Origin of the sequence: Athalassotoga saccharophila (assembly GCF_009936215.1) — a bacterium.
Taxonomy (GTDB): domain Bacteria; phylum Thermotogota; class Thermotogae; order Mesoaciditogales; family Mesoaciditogaceae; genus Athalassotoga; species Athalassotoga saccharophila.
The window spans coordinates 1482608-1496931 of sequence record NZ_AP019551.1; the positions used below are offsets into that span (position 1 = coordinate 1482608).

Annotated in this window: 15 protein-coding genes; 7 read left to right on the forward strand and 8 right to left on the reverse strand. The window is 39.2% G+C overall.

The features are described from left to right. Window positions 1-25: 25 nt before the first annotated feature. The 7 genes from ATHSA_RS07425 to ATHSA_RS07455 all read right to left on the reverse strand — a co-directional run bounded on the left by ATHSA_RS07425 (window position 26) and on the right by ATHSA_RS07455 (window position 6962). Window positions 26-1525 (reverse strand): NAD(P)H-hydrate dehydratase, encoded by a 1500-nt coding sequence (locus ATHSA_RS07425; RefSeq protein WP_161848472.1) that lies wholly within the window; start codon window positions 1523-1525, stop codon window positions 26-28. After that, the gene (locus tag ATHSA_RS07430; RefSeq protein WP_161848473.1) at window positions 1503-2828 is read right to left on the reverse strand and encodes a tetratricopeptide repeat protein; all 1326 of its coding nucleotides are present in this window, start codon (window positions 2826-2828) and stop codon (window positions 1503-1505) included. Before ATHSA_RS07430 ends, ATHSA_RS07425 begins: the two co-directional genes overlap by 23 nt. Continuing rightward, window positions 2825-3808, reverse strand: coding sequence for a hypothetical protein (locus ATHSA_RS07435; protein ID WP_161848474.1), 984 nt, complete (start codon window positions 3806-3808; stop codon window positions 2825-2827). The genes ATHSA_RS07430 and ATHSA_RS07435 overlap by 4 nt, the downstream gene beginning before the upstream one ends. Then, window positions 3805-4668 carry a coiled-coil domain-containing protein gene (locus ATHSA_RS07440; RefSeq protein ID WP_161848475.1) on the reverse strand — a complete coding sequence of 288 codons (864 nt, stop codon included), beginning with the start codon at window positions 4666-4668 and terminating at the stop codon, window positions 3805-3807. The genes ATHSA_RS07435 and ATHSA_RS07440 overlap by 4 nt, the downstream gene beginning before the upstream one ends. Window positions 4669-4745: 77 nt before the next feature. Next, a complete protein-coding gene (locus tag ATHSA_RS07445; RefSeq protein WP_161848476.1) occupies window positions 4746-5327 on the reverse strand; it encodes a tyrosine-type recombinase/integrase in 582 nt (193 codons plus the stop codon). 4 nt (window positions 5328-5331) lie between these two features. Next, a complete protein-coding gene (locus ATHSA_RS07450; protein WP_161848477.1) occupies window positions 5332-6495 on the reverse strand; it encodes a MalY/PatB family protein in 1164 nt (387 codons plus the stop codon). Between the two features lie 311 nt (window positions 6496-6806). Next, window positions 6807-6962 (reverse strand): hypothetical protein, encoded by a 156-nt coding sequence (locus ATHSA_RS07455; RefSeq protein WP_161848478.1) that lies wholly within the window; start codon window positions 6960-6962, stop codon window positions 6807-6809. A gap of 86 nt (window positions 6963-7048) precedes the next feature. On the opposite strand from ATHSA_RS07455, the gene ATHSA_RS07460 reads away from it, so the two are divergent. Then, window positions 7049-7600, forward strand: coding sequence for a hypothetical protein (locus ATHSA_RS07460; RefSeq protein WP_161848479.1), 552 nt, complete (start codon window positions 7049-7051; stop codon window positions 7598-7600). Window positions 7601-7662: 62 nt separating this feature from the next. Beyond that, entirely contained in the window at window positions 7663-8337 is a 675-nt protein-coding gene (locus ATHSA_RS07465; protein WP_161848480.1) for a M48 family metallopeptidase, read from the forward strand. A gap of 96 nt (window positions 8338-8433) precedes the next feature. Here ATHSA_RS07465 and ATHSA_RS07470 read toward each other — a convergent pair whose 3' ends face one another. Further along, window positions 8434-8937: a ferritin family protein gene (locus tag ATHSA_RS07470; RefSeq protein ID WP_161848481.1), complete on the reverse strand. Its 504-nt coding sequence runs from the start codon at window positions 8935-8937 to the stop codon at window positions 8434-8436. 161 nt (window positions 8938-9098) lie between these two features. Between ATHSA_RS07470 and ATHSA_RS07475 the strand changes: the two genes are divergently transcribed. The 5 genes from ATHSA_RS07475 to sdaAA all read left to right on the forward strand — a co-directional run bounded on the left by ATHSA_RS07475 (window position 9099) and on the right by sdaAA (window position 14198). Continuing rightward, window positions 9099-9875: an SDR family NAD(P)-dependent oxidoreductase gene (locus tag ATHSA_RS07475; RefSeq protein ID WP_161848482.1), complete on the forward strand. Its 777-nt coding sequence runs from the start codon at window positions 9099-9101 to the stop codon at window positions 9873-9875. A 93-nt stretch (window positions 9876-9968) separates the two neighbouring features. Continuing rightward, window positions 9969-11198 (forward strand): [FeFe] hydrogenase H-cluster maturation GTPase HydF, encoded by a 1230-nt coding sequence (hydF, locus tag ATHSA_RS07480; protein ID WP_161848483.1) that lies wholly within the window; start codon window positions 9969-9971, stop codon window positions 11196-11198. After that, on the forward strand, window positions 11182-12561 hold the full coding sequence (locus ATHSA_RS07485) for an aspartate ammonia-lyase (protein ID WP_161848484.1): 1380 nt from the start codon (window positions 11182-11184) through the stop codon (window positions 12559-12561). The genes hydF and ATHSA_RS07485 overlap by 17 nt, the downstream gene beginning before the upstream one ends. A gap of 69 nt (window positions 12562-12630) precedes the next feature. Further along, window positions 12631-13293 carry an L-serine ammonia-lyase, iron-sulfur-dependent subunit beta gene (gene sdaAB, locus ATHSA_RS07490; protein ID WP_161848485.1) on the forward strand — a complete coding sequence of 221 codons (663 nt, stop codon included), beginning with the start codon at window positions 12631-12633 and terminating at the stop codon, window positions 13291-13293. A 17-nt stretch (window positions 13294-13310) separates the two neighbouring features. Beyond that, window positions 13311-14198 carry an L-serine ammonia-lyase, iron-sulfur-dependent, subunit alpha gene (gene sdaAA / locus ATHSA_RS07495; RefSeq protein WP_161848486.1) on the forward strand — a complete coding sequence of 296 codons (888 nt, stop codon included), beginning with the start codon at window positions 13311-13313 and terminating at the stop codon, window positions 14196-14198. The last annotated feature ends 126 nt before the right edge of the window (window positions 14199-14324 follow it).

The following is a 14324-nucleotide window of genomic DNA, read 5'->3' on the forward strand; positions in this document are numbered from 1 at the left end:
GTTGAATATTTTCAAGATCGAGAATTCACTGTATTAATTCTTTAATGATTTGTGGTACCAAATCTCCAATCTCTCGTGCGATCATCGAATATTCACCTTTATCTTGCGCGTAAAGTTCGGACGTTCTACCGTGAATATACGCGGACAATTTCGCCGCATCAAAAAGATTCATTCCTTGGGCCGCAAATCCGGCTATCATTCCAGTCAGTACGTCTCCACTTCCACCTTTTGCAAGGGCACTGTTTCCAGTTATGTTTATCGCGTATCGGCCATCCGGATTCGCAATAACGGTTGTTGGTCCTTTAAGAAGCGTTAAAGCGTGCTTTTCATTTGAAAATCGTATGGCGTGCGTGAGAGGATCGGCAAGTATCTCATCGATTGATTTCGAAGTAAGACGTGCAAATTCGCCCGGATGCGGGGTGATAATCATATTTGGCAAAAGTTCGTAATCAAATTTTGAAAGCACATTTATTCCGTCTGCGTCTATAACGATAGGTTTATTTTTCCACTTCGTCAAAATATGGTGTACGATGCCGGTCGCATTCTTCCCGGTCCCTATGCCGGGTCCTATCGCGATGACATCTGAGATGTCTACCAAATCATCGATTAGTGGCAAGTTCTTCAAAGAGATCTCTGAATCTTCCATTTCAAGGGGTATCGATATGGCCTCTGGAAGGGATAGAGCGATGGATGTTGACGCGATCCTTACAAGGCCAGCGCCAGATCTCAACGCACCGAGCGCTACCATTGTTGGAGTGCCCGTGTAATTTTTCGATCCAGAAATCACCAAAACCTTCCCAAAGGTTCCCTTGTTTGAAAATGGAGGGCGCAAAGGAAGAAGTGATTTTGCATCCAAAAAAGTTGTAACCTCACCTTTAGGATTCACCTCTTCGATTATTTCGGGTGGTATTCCTATCTTTCCAACTTTTATCTTTCCACAAAGAGATCTCGCAGGATAAAAGAGCATCCCGCGCTTTATCATACCGAAGGTTACCGTCATACTCGCAATTATGGCCTTCCCGTTGACATTTCCTGTCTGTGCGTCCACCCCGCTTGGTATGTCTACCGATACCGTGAATTTTGAATTTGCGTTTATCATATCAATAATTTGAGAGATTTTTTCATCAATCTTTGATTTAAGCCCTATTCCAAAGATTCCGTCAATAACGATATCTGCCGATCTTATTTCGTTCTTGTCTATCGAATCGACCACGGGAATCCCCATCTTTTTGATTATCGAAAGGTTTTTGATGGCAAGAGGAGAAGACACATCTCCAAAAACAAGACATACCTTCACATCCATTCCAGACTCGTGCAAATTTCTCGCAAGCGCCATCGCATCTCCACCGTTATTTCCCTTGCCGGCAAAGATCAGAGCATGCTTACCTTCAAAAGTTCCGATCTCCTCTTCAATGGCAAGATAAAGGGAAAAGGCCGCATGCTCCATCATTATCGACTCATCTTCGTAAATCTCATTTGTCCGTCTTTCTAACTCTCTCATTTCATCGATACTTACTATTTTCATTTTTGCCTCCATTCACGTTCGTTAATTTCATTGCGAGAGAATACTCTCTCTGGGCCTCGACGTATTTACCCATCTTTTCGTAGGCAGAGGCTATTTTGATGTGAAGTGAAGGATCCTCTGGATGCTTTGACAATGCCTTCATGTATATCTTTATTTCATATTTATGCATTCCAAGAATGCTGTAAATTCTCGCCCTTACAGAGGGAAACGTGAATATCAAAACGATCGCGCCGGCAATTACAATTGTGTAAAATACCCACAATTGATCGTCAGACTTTTGCGCCGTATCTTTGTGTGGGGTAAGCATCGATATCGAGATCAACTTCGAAGTGTTAGGATCGGAGGGAAAATTTGCGATAAGACTTTTTATGTCCTGTGATATCGAAGGAGAAAGAAGAGTTGGATTTGCGCTTATTGCCTGAAAGACGAGATCGAGGTATGTCGACATCAGATTATCAAGGGGCGTTCTGTATTGAACGGGAAGGTCTTGAAGAGCCCTGTAAAAGATTATCATATTTTTTACGTATGGAGTCAGATCTTTTGCGCTTGATATCTCCCTTATCGCGTCGTTTATCGATGAATAAAGTGCCAAATAATTTGAAACTGTGAATTTCCACTGGAGAAGATTTGGATCCATCTGAACCGAAGAGACTGACGCTATTTGAGACTCAAAGTCGATGATGTTAAATCCCATCTGAACCTGTGAGATACTCAGACCGCTTAACCACACGTAGGTTTTTACATAGATATTCTTTATATCGTAAGGTGTGGATATTGCCGCCACGAATTTTGCCGCGTTCACGTCAAAAGATCGAGGATTGGTGTTTATCATCTGGGCAAAGAGATTCCACAAAGACACGACATTTTGAGATGGAAGAAATTTGTAAAGTTCTGGGATTTTGTAAAGGTATTTTATTTTGTCAAAGATTCTGAGTGCATCGGTATAGTCTCCTTGGGATATATAGGTAAAGAGCGCGTTGTAATCATTTTGAATTGGCAGTATATTGAAGACAAGATCAAAATTATTTGGAAGAGTTTGAATTTCAGAGTTCTTTAAGGCATCGTAAAAACCATCGAGATTATTCGAGACAATGGCATTCACAATATTTGCCGTTGGAGTTGATGATGCGCTCTGGATCAACAACTTTGAATATACAATTCTTGCCTGATTTAGAAGTGTCAAAGAGGCCGGGTCTGTCATAAGACCTTCGAGAATCTTGTCTCTTTGAATCTCAAGACTTTCAGAGGCGAAAATGGTGTAAGAAATTGCAATGACAAGGAAAAATATGAAGAATTTTTTCAATTCATCACCTCATAAAGATAGTATTCTCTTAAAAGTTCTATGCACAATAAATCTCTTTCGTAGCCATACTGGTTTATCTTATCGGAAATTGAGTTCACATCTTTCGCACTTGCTTTCCCGGCAAGATAATTTCCGTAAATTGTTGAATAAGATTGCAAAAGACTATTTATCTGTGCATCGTACATTTTTACGTAACTTGCGAGTATATGGATATCGTCAAAGTACTTTTGCTTTTTGATATTTTCGAGATTTTGAGAAACACTGTTTGAAGGCTTATTCCATGCGTAATTTAGAGAAATGGAAAAATTCGCGCTTTGATTTTGTTCTATCGATCCATTCAACGTGAAATAAAGATCGGTATTTTGCGACTGTAACGTGTACTTGTTGTATGGTGTAAAGTTGGAAGGAATTTGAGGCACGCTAAGAGGTGGAAAGGAAAGTTTGTCAACGGTTATATTCAAAAGGGCACCTAACATTCTAAGATCGTAAGTGTATTGGGATCTCATAAGATCTACATTCGCAAGGTTTTGAAGTGAGGTTGACTTGCCCGTTTGGTAATTTATCATCGTGTTCATCTTCATCGCATCGAAAAAGTAATTTATAACGTCCATTTTCAAATTCAGTCTCTCATTTTGATAACTTGCAAAGGCCTTTTCCTCTGACTTTTGGTAAAGGGTCGGATCAAAGATCAAAGATGCAAAAAGCGCATTATTCGAAGAGATACCAATGTTCAAATTCAAATTTTTGTATATTCCAATGCTGACAATTCCCGTCGCCGAATAAGACATCCCTGAATTTATAGCCGATCCGCCAGCAATTCCAGAGAGGCCAAAAGATGTTATTCCCGAAAATGAAGATATATCTCTTACGTAATTAATGCTCGAGATGTTGTCGGCTATCTTGAGAAGATCATCTATGCTCTGGCCCATTATGACGATTCCGATGGCAAGACCTATAATTATAAGTACAAATTTTTTCAATTTTTATCCCCTCTTTCTTCTTTTTCTTTCAATTTCAAAGAGAGTATAGTTTCTCTCATCTCATCTATCTGTGCATAGAGTTTTTTTATAGTCGAATTGTACTCTTCGAATTGTTTTCTTTGATCGTCCATTATCGATCTTACCCTTTCCTGACAATCTTGTTTCTCCTTCATTATCTCCGTTTGATGCTCCATCTTATACCTTACAGTGATATTTTCGATCTCCTTTTGATGATCCGTATCCATTCTTTTTATCTCATCGTTTAAATTCTCTATTTTTTCTTCAAGCACTTTCTTTTCCTTTTCCAGACTTTCCAACTTGGCGATCAAGTCTGTAATTTGCGATTTGAGTTTCTCATTTTCTGTCATTTTATCTTCGTAAGATGAGATTTCTGATTCCAATTTTTTTATCTTTTCTTTGTACTCCTTTACAAGTTCAATATTCGTGGAAGCCTTTTCTCCAAGGTCTTTTAAACCCTTTTTTAGTGCATTTATCTCTTTTTCCATCTCATTCTTTGACTCTTTGAGTTTTGAATTTTCATTTTCAAGTTCTCCAACTCTTCCCTTAAGGGATTCTATCGCATTGTCTTTCTCTCCGAGACGTTTTTCAAAGTCGGACTTTAAAGCCTCGATCTCTAATTTGTGACTCTCAAGAACGGAAGAAAAAATTCCTTTAATCCTCGAAAGATGTCCTTCGAGTTCGGAAAGTTCTTTAATGTGGCCTTCAAATGCACTTTGTGACTCGTAGATCTCAAGAAGTTTTGAAAAAAATTCCTTGCCCGTTACACCCGAGTTCTTGATGGCATTCGTTATTTTCTCCTTTAACTCTTCATCTATCTTAACCGAATAAGTCGTGTCCACATTATACCTCCATCATAGATGTCTTAAATTGAGTATACCAAAAAGATATTGAGTTTAAAATATCAAAATTGGTTTACCTACAAATTAACGGATTTATATCTTTCGTTCATTTCCTCCCTTTCTATTCCTATATATCTTAAAGTTATCTTCGGACTTGAATGGTTAAGCATCTTCTGAAGCATCGCTATATCGGTACCATTTTTGTACTGGTGATATCCAAAGGTTTTTCTGAGAGTATGCGTTCCAACATTTTCTTTTATTCCTGCGGCCTTGCAGTATTTGTTTATCATCTGCCATGCGGCGATTCTACTTATAGGCCTTATCCCGCCGTTTTTCTTCCTGCTTGGAAATACCCACATTTCCATGTCTGAAGGTTTGATCTGTTGAATATACAAATTTATACTCTCGATAACTGCATCGTTGAGAGGAAATTTCTTCGTTTTTCCGGTCTTTTTTTCCTTTACAAGTACCTCTTCTCTTATCTTTCCATTTTTGTAAAGCAAATCTCCCCACCTTAATTTGAGGATATCGGATATCCTTAATCCCGCATTTATACCGAGTGTAAAGATGAGAAGGTCTCTGAGATCCCCATTTTCCTTCATTAAACGCTTGACAGTTCTTATCTTTTCTATATCCTTTATTGGGTTAACCTCTTTCATTCTTTCATCTCCTTAAAGACTCTTCCAACTTTTTTAGCCCTTTCAAAAGCATATTGCGAGGCATCGCAACATTCATTCTTTGAAATCCACTGCCTCCGATTCCGAAAAGATTCCCATCGTCGAGGGCGATCCCTGCCTTTTCAGTTATGAGATTGTAAAGTTCACCGTCCGAAAGACCAAGACCTCTAAAATCTATCCACCCAAGGTAAGTTCCTTCTGGGTTTACGAGTTTGGCCTGCGGAATATTTTCTTTGAGGAAAGATCTGACAAGATCGAAATTTCCTTTCAAGTACGTCAAAAGTTCATCAAGCCATTCAGCACCATAGGTGTAGGCAGCCTCAGTTGCCACTATAGAAAAAATATTTGAAGTTTCAAGTTCGAAGTTTTCAGACGTGATCAAAAATCGATCTCTCATTCTTTTATCTGGAATTATAACGACAGAAGATGGTATACCGGCAAGATTGAAGGTCTTATTTGGTGCTATGAAAGCAAGCGTTGACTCTTTAAAACTCGTTGAAAGTACCGAAGTATGAACGTTGGGGCTGTAAACAAAATCAGAATGTATTTCATCCGATGCCACTATTATGTCATGCCTTTGGCATATCTTACCAAGAGTTTCAATTTCTTCACTTTTCCATACCCTTCCAACGGGATTGTGAGGACTGCAAAGGATAAGCATCCTCGTCCTTTTCGTGATCTTGCGCAAGAGGTCTTCAAAGTTCATAGTATATCTTCCATTTTCGAACCTTAAAGGGTTATTCACGATTACCCTTCCATTGTTTTGAATTATCCTAAAGAAAGGATAGTAAACCGGCGGCTGGACTATTATCTCATCTCCCGGATTGGTGTAAGAAAGCACTGCGATTGTCAGTGTTGACACAACACCGGCACCATCGACTATCCATTCCTTTTTTACATCAACGTTATGCCTCGTCTTCATCCACTTGATTATAGAATCGTAAAAACTTTCTGGCCTGAAGGTATACCCAAATATTCCATGATCTGCCCTTTTTTTAATGGCCTCTATAATTTCGGGTGGCGTTTTGAAATCCATGTCGGCTATCCACATCGGGAAAAGATCGTTTCTTCCAAACATTTCCTGCATACCTTCCCATTTTCGAGAGTTCGTGCCGTGTCTATCAATTTCTTCATCAAAATTGTAGCGCATTTTCTACCTCCTGTGAGTTGAATTTAACAAAAGCCTCTTGTGTTAAATTCGAAATTTAGAAAATTATACCATCAAAGGGCCATATAAAGTATATGTTCGATGATTTAATATGGTAAACTAAAATTCGATGCTTAAACAAAGAAATAAATTATGTATACTGAAAATATTTATGGTATAAAAGTAAACCTATTCAAAAAACAGAGATGTGATAAAATTATTAAGACAACTTCTTGAGGGGGTGGAAAGATGCGTAATGCCATTGTTATATTTTTGGTAATCTGCTTAATTGGAAGTTCCTTCGCGTTTGCGTCTCAGGGTTCAGCCACAACCGTGGCAACTGCTGTCCCGATCACAAAATCAGCCCAGCACAATTCTGCAATTGATTTTCTGATCCAACTACCTGAAATGACGGTAAAGTACTTGATGCCTATCGAAATGGTACTTTCGGCAGTGCCTATAATTGGCATAATACCGACTTCGCTGTTTTTTTTACAATTGATTATCTTCTTATTCCCACTATATATCCTGCAGATGCTGTGAGATGGTGATCAATATGAAAAAGATAATTTTGTTTACGGTAATCGGTATTCTGTTTTCCTTCATGGCTTTCGGATCATACATTGGAATAAGTGGATGTCCCCTTACTTCCCTTCTTGTGTGGATACCGGGGCCTCTTGTCCCGATCCCTATAACTCCCCCGTCAGTTTTACCGGCAAATCTTTTGCCATACGCTGAACTAATTTACGGCATTCCGGTAGGCAAAAATTTCTCCATCACATTTGATCTCGAAGGATTTGTCAATAATGTCCATGTAAGTAATATACCTTTTGTAAGCGGCACGATCGGCGCAAGGTATACCTCTGATACTTTAGATACCTTCATGGGCCCTCTAAAGATCTTTGCCGGAATAAGCGGAGGAGGGATAAAGTGGATTGGAGACAACAATGTCTTTTTTGTTGGTGCGGCAGATGGTGGAGTTTCATTTAACCTGATAGACAACATAGAAACATTCTGGGATTTCAAGTATTACTTCCCAAACTCCGATCAAATAACCTATTATAATTCGCCATTCTTGGCTTTAGGCGGTCTAAAGTTCGATTTTTAAAAGGAATGAAATAGCACAAAAATTATTAGAACTTGCATATCATCATTATAGGAACTGATCTCATGTCAGAAATAAGAATTGAGAAAATAATTCGATCAAAAAGAAAGACAATAGAACTCCAGATTACAGATAATGTCGCCCTTATAGTAAGGGCGCCTTTTGGTATGGATGAAAAAAAGATTTTTGATGTTATTAAAAAACATTCAAAGTGGATTGATAACAAGAAAAAAGAAATAGAGGCAAGAGATCCTAAAGTTTTAAAAAAGGAATTTGTGAATGGGGAAGGATTTTTGTATCTTGGAAAGTACTATAAACTTTACATAGTGGATAATCAAAAGATTCCTCTCAAATTTGAAAATGGCTTTTATCTTTCAAGAGATTATTTAGATAAAGCAAAAGAGGTTTTTATTGATTGGTATAAAAAAGAGGCTTTTATAAAAATATCTGAAAGAGTCAATTGGTATGCTAAAAAAAGCAATTTAAAATACAAAAAAGTAAATATTACCTATGCACAAAAAAGGTGGGGATCTTGCTCTTTAAATGGAAATTTAAACTTTTCATGGAAACTCATAATGGCTCCTGTTTCTGTTATAGATTACGTTATTGTGCATGAACTTGCACATCTTGAAGAAAGAAATCACGGAAAAAATTTTTGGGTAAAGGTAAAAATGCTAATGCCAGATTACAAAAAACATGCGGATTGGCTCAAAAAGAACGGATATTCGTTGAATTTATGAGGCATACTGAAAATTTAATTACAAATTCATCGCCTGCAAATAAATGGCTCACTTTTAATGGGCGCAATTGATGATTTTTGATTTGTTTTCTACAATTTAGAACAATGGCGTGAATCCCATTTCATCCCAGTATTCTTTATTTTTTTCTTCATAAAGACTGTAGAGTATGTCTCTATGTGCTTTTTCCCATGAACTTAACATTTTAAAAACATTTTTGGCATCGATGTCTTCTATCTTTTCGGCAGAATCTCCATAAAAATGCATGAAATCATCCTCTATAAGATAAGCCATTCTTAATATTGAAAGTTGAGATGCGATCTCATCTATCTTACCACCAACTATTTCTTTTGTTTCACGTTTCTTGAAAAATTCAGGATTTTGATCTGGTGCTTTAACCTCCGATACAGATCTTCCTTTTTCAACGTTTTCTATCAACTTTCTCACGTAATTCACGTGATCATTTTCCATCTCTGAAAGTTGCCGAAGAACTTCTTTTACCTCAGGATCTTTGACGGATTTTACTTTTTCTTGGTAGAATTTCATCCCCTCTATTTCTCTCGAAAGTGCAAATTTCAATATTCCAAGTATGCCATCATCCATGGTTTTTTTCCGAATTTTCGGAAACGTCACCTTCTTTTCTTTATATTTCGACAATTCTTCAGAATCATCGCTATTTTTATTTTAGCACTAATTTTTCAATAATATACATGGGTAAAGTCACTTGGTTAAGTATATAATTAGTACGACGATGGAGGTGATTTATGAAGAACGTTGTCATAACGGGAAGTACAAGAGGATTAGGTTTTTTCATGGGTAAAGAGTTTTTAAATGCGGGATGTAATGTAACATTTTCTGGAAGAGGAGAAAAACCCAATGAAAATCTTTTATCTTTAATGGATCAATACAAGGATCAATCCCTTTACGTCCGTTGTGATGTAAAAAACAAAGCAGATGTCGAAAATTTATGGAATGAGTCTGTTAAAAAATGGGGCAGTGTAGATATATGGATAAACAACGCGGGAGTAAATTACCCAGAAGATTTCATTTACAATATAAATTCAGAATACGTTGAATCAGTGATTGACACTAACATAAAGGGCATGATTTATGGATCTCAGATCGCGTCTAAGAACATGCTAAAACAGGATAAAGGTCAGATCTGGAATATGGAAGGTCTTGGATCAAACAATATGATAGTTTCTAAGACAATTTTATATGGCACCTCTAAACATGCTTTGACTTACTTCACAAGGGGTTTAGCAAAGGAACTTTCAAAGACATCTGTCAAAGTTGGCAGATTATCTCCTGGAATGATGGCAACCGATTTCATCCTAAAACAACCAGAGAGTAAAGGCATTAGCGAATCTTTCAAGAAGATTTTCAATATTCTCGGGGACAAACCGGAGATAGTAGCCAAATTCTTCATACCAAGGATCCTAAAAAATACAAAAAATGATGCTCACATAATGTGGTTAACCACATCAAAGATCATATTCAGATTCGCAACATCACCTTTTGTAAAAAGAAAGATAATTTGAATTTATTTTCTCGATTTTGGGTGTTGGCTGATATTTGTGTTATAATTCACATGTCTGAGATGAAAGAGTTTTTCTGACATCGAGGAGGCGTAAATGAGAACACCGGAATCTTACAGGCCGCATCTTATTTTCGTTGGAAGAAGAAATGCTGGGAAGTCCTCTCTTTTCAACGCTTTTATAGGTTCTAATATAGCCATTGTATCGGATCATCCCGGTACAACGACGGATCCGGTCTACAAATCAATGGAATTACTTCCGATGGGTCCAATCACTTTGATAGACACGGCAGGTCTTGACGACGAGGACACGATAGGAAAACTAAGGGTTTCAAAGACTTTATCGACGATTTACAAAGCGGACATTGTCTGTGTAGTTGTCGAGGGAAATGGCCGTTGGAGTGAATACGAAGAAGAAGTTGTAAAAGATTTAAAAAAGCGAGAAATACCTTTCGTGATAGTGCTTTCCAAATCAGATCTCGGAATAAATGAATCTCTTGTGGAATATGTAAAATCTTGCAAATATCCGTATTCTATCCTTTCTGTAAAGGATGAAAAGTCCATCGACGATCTAAGAAAGATGATTGTCTCTATTGGATCAAAGCCATACGAGCCTCCACTTATAGAAGATCTTGTGGATGGAGGAGATTTTGTTGTCCTTGTCGTTCCGATAGATCTTGAAGCGCCAAAGGGAAGGCTTATAGTCCCGCAGGTAGAGGCAATAAGAGAATGCTTAGATGCGGAGGCTATTCCCATTGTCACAAAGGAGAGAGAACTAAGATGGACTCTCGAGGGATTGAAATCAAAGCCTAAACTTGTCGTAACTGATTCTCAAGCGATAATGAAGGTCATGGCAGATGTGCCTGAAGACATACCCCTGACAACATTTTCGATCCTTGAAGCAAGACACAAAGGAGATCTTTTAGAACTTGTAAGAGGTCTAAAGGCAATAGATAAACTCGAAGACGGAGATTACATACTTATCGCAGAGGCGTGCAATCACAGGACGCTTGCGGATGACATAGCACGTGTTAAGATTCCAAGATGGCTCGAGAACTTCACCGGAAAATCGTTGAATTTTGAAGTTCATTCCGGCAGAGAATACCCCAACGATGTGCAGAAATACAAAATGATCCTTCACTGCGGAGGATGTGTCATAACAAGAAGGATGATGCTGGAAAGGATAAGGCAGGCAAAGGAAATTGGAATTCCAATAGTCAATTACGGTGTTATAATATCTTACCTTCACGGTGCGATTCCGCGTGTGTTAAGGGTATTTCCAGAAGTTATGATGGAGTGGGAGAGTATAAATGCGAAAAGAATATGATGCGATCGGAGAGATAGATGTACCTGATGATGCCTATTACGGGGCTTTTACCTCCCGTGCGATGAAGAACTTTCCTCCTTCAAGAAAGGCTCACCCGCATCTTATCCATGCGCTTTCAGATGTCAAATGGGCGTGCGCATCTGCAAACGAAGAACTTGGACTTTTAGATCACAACGTGGCCAGTGTCATAAAAAGATCATGCGACGAGATGAAAGACCTTTCTAAATGGTTTGTAATCGATCCGCTCTCGGGTGGATCGGGGACGGCCCTTAATATGAATATCAACGAGATCATAGCCAACAGATCTACAGAACTTCTTGGAGGCCGTCTCGGTCAGTATCTTGTCCATCCGGTAGATGATGTCAACAAATCTCAATCAACGAATGACGTTTATCCGACGGCCATAAAACTTGGTGCAATAAGGCTTTTGAGAGAACTTGTAGATGAGGTTGCTTTGCTTCAAGAAAGTCTCCAGTCGAAGGAAAAGGCCTTTGACAATATCTTAAAGGTCGGCAGGACCGAGATGCAGGATGCAGTCCCAATTACTCTCGGTCAGGAATTCGGTGCGTACGCAGAAGCGATAGCGCGGGACAGATGGAGACTTTACAAAGTCGAAGAAAGGATAAGGTTTGTAAATCTCGGCGGAACTGCGATTGGAACCGGAATAAACGCTCCAAGGACCTTTTCCTACGTTGCCATCCGTTATCTTTCCGAGAGGACCGGATTAGGCCTTGTAAGGTCCGAAAATTTGATAGAGTCAACACAAAATACGGACGTCTTTTCTGAAGTACACGGCCTTTTGAAGACGCTTGCAACGAATCTTATAAAGATCTCAAACGATTTAAGATTGTTATCGAGCGGGCCGCGCGCGGGCATAGGCGAGATAAAATTAAAGGCCGTTCAGGCTGGAAGTTCCATAATGGCCGGAAAAGTGAATCCCGTCCTTCCAGAATATGCCATTTATCTCTCTATGAAGGTGCTCTCTAATGATGTGGCGGTGAATATGGCAGTTTCTTCCGGGAATTTAGAGTTAAATGCTTTCTTGCCGTTGATTCAATACTCACTTTACGATTCCTTTGACTCTCTCATTCAAGCCGTGCATGCATTAAGAACGTGCGTAGATACGCTTGAGGCCGATCCAGATCGGTGCAGAGAAAATCTTGAAAAAAGTGCCATGATGGCAACATGTTTTGTTCCGATTCTCGGATATGAGAAGGTCTCAAAGATCGTATCAGAGGCCATAGAAAAGCATGAAGATGTAAAAAAATTGCTTTTGGATGCCGGAATTCCTTCCGAAATGATAGAAAGCGCCTTCGATCCAAAAAAGATGATAGCCCTCGGCTATATCCCGGATAAAAGATAATCTTCTCGAAAAATTTGAAATTTAAATGAAAAGATGAAATGATAAGATCTCCTCGAAGGAGATGATCGGATGGTTTCAATTCTCGATATAATCGGCCCTTCAATGATAGGGCCATCGAGTTCTCATACCCTCGGGGCAATGAGGATAGCCAAATTCGCCTACAACCTTTTCGGAACGCCTCCCGATAGCGTTTCGTTTTACCTGCACGGATCTTTTAAAGAGACCTATATAGGTCATGGGACCAAACTCGCCTTGATCGCCGGTATATGCGGCATGGAAACGGATGATCCCAACGTTGCAAAAGCAGATAAAATCGCAGATGAACTTGGAATAAAGTATGAATTCAGAGGCATAGATCTCGGAGATGTCCACCCGAATACGGTCAAGATCGTGATAAAAAAATCAAATTCATTCCACGAAGTGATAGGCTCTTCAATAGGAGCAGGAAGGGTAAAAATTATTTCGATAGATTCAATAGTTTGCTCTGTAAGCGGCGATTTCCCGACACTTGTGATAGAAAATGAAGATGTCCCCGGTGCACTTGAGTCCATCATTAGAATAATTTCGACGAATGGTATAAATATAGCACAGGTTAATCTCAACAGGCTTAGCAAGGGATCGAAGATTGCGAGTATGGTAATCGAACTCGATGATGAACTTCCATCTTTCGTTTTAGAATCTCTAAAAATGTTAAATGTCGTAAGGTTTGCCACATATGTAAAACCTATTTGAAAGAAGGTATAAAATAAATGAACGTGAAATCACTGAAGGATCTTATAGATATATGCGAAAAGACTGGAGAAACGCTGCACAAAGTCATAATGGATTGGGAAATGCTTGATACGGGATATTCGAATGATTACATAATAGAGAAAACTTCAAAATTATTGTCCGTAATGGAGGAAGAGTACGCATCAAAGAAGGGAAAGGAATTCAAAACGCTAATAGGTCTAACAGGATCGAATGGGAAGAAGATGCTCGAATACCTTCCCAAGGCATACGTTGGAGAGAATGTCTTTAAGGCGGCCACGATAGCGGTCACGATGTCTGAAAGTAATGCGTCCATGGGAAGGATAGTCGCGTGCCCTACGGCAGGATCGAGCGGCGTAATGCCGGGAGTGCTTTTGACGCTTGAAGAAAGTGGAATAGAAAGGGATAAACTCGTTCTTGCTCTAATTGTTGCCGGAGGTATAGGAAAGATCATCTCGATGAGAGCCTCTCTTTCGGGAGCAGAGGCAGGCTGTCAGGCAGAGATAGGCAGTGCTACAGCCATGGCCGCAGGAGGTGCCGTTTATGCGATGGGAGGCAGTCCTCAGGCCGTTTCACATGCCGCCGCTCTTTCTTTGAAATCTTTAATGGGACTTGTGTGCGATCCCGTTGGTGGTTTTGTCGAGGTACCATGCGTCAAAAGGAATGCGGCCGGTGCAACGCTTGCTCTGCTTTTTGCAGACATCGCCATGGCCGGAGTCGAGAGCGTAATCCCATTCGATGAAGTCGTTGACGCAATGATGGCTGTTGGAAGGAGTATGCCAGAAGCCTTAAGAGAAACCGGCAAGGGGGGCATTGCCATATCTCCAACGGCAAGAAGGATAATGAAAAACCTCAAAGATAAGTTAAGCATTCCTGAAGATAATTGAAAAAATTTAAAACAAATGAAATTGAATATTCTCACTTAAGAAACCGAAGGTTATTATTTTATGTTGTAAAATTTTTTTAAAGGTCAAGGTGATAGGTTTGAATTACGTAAAATTGTTAGAAAACAA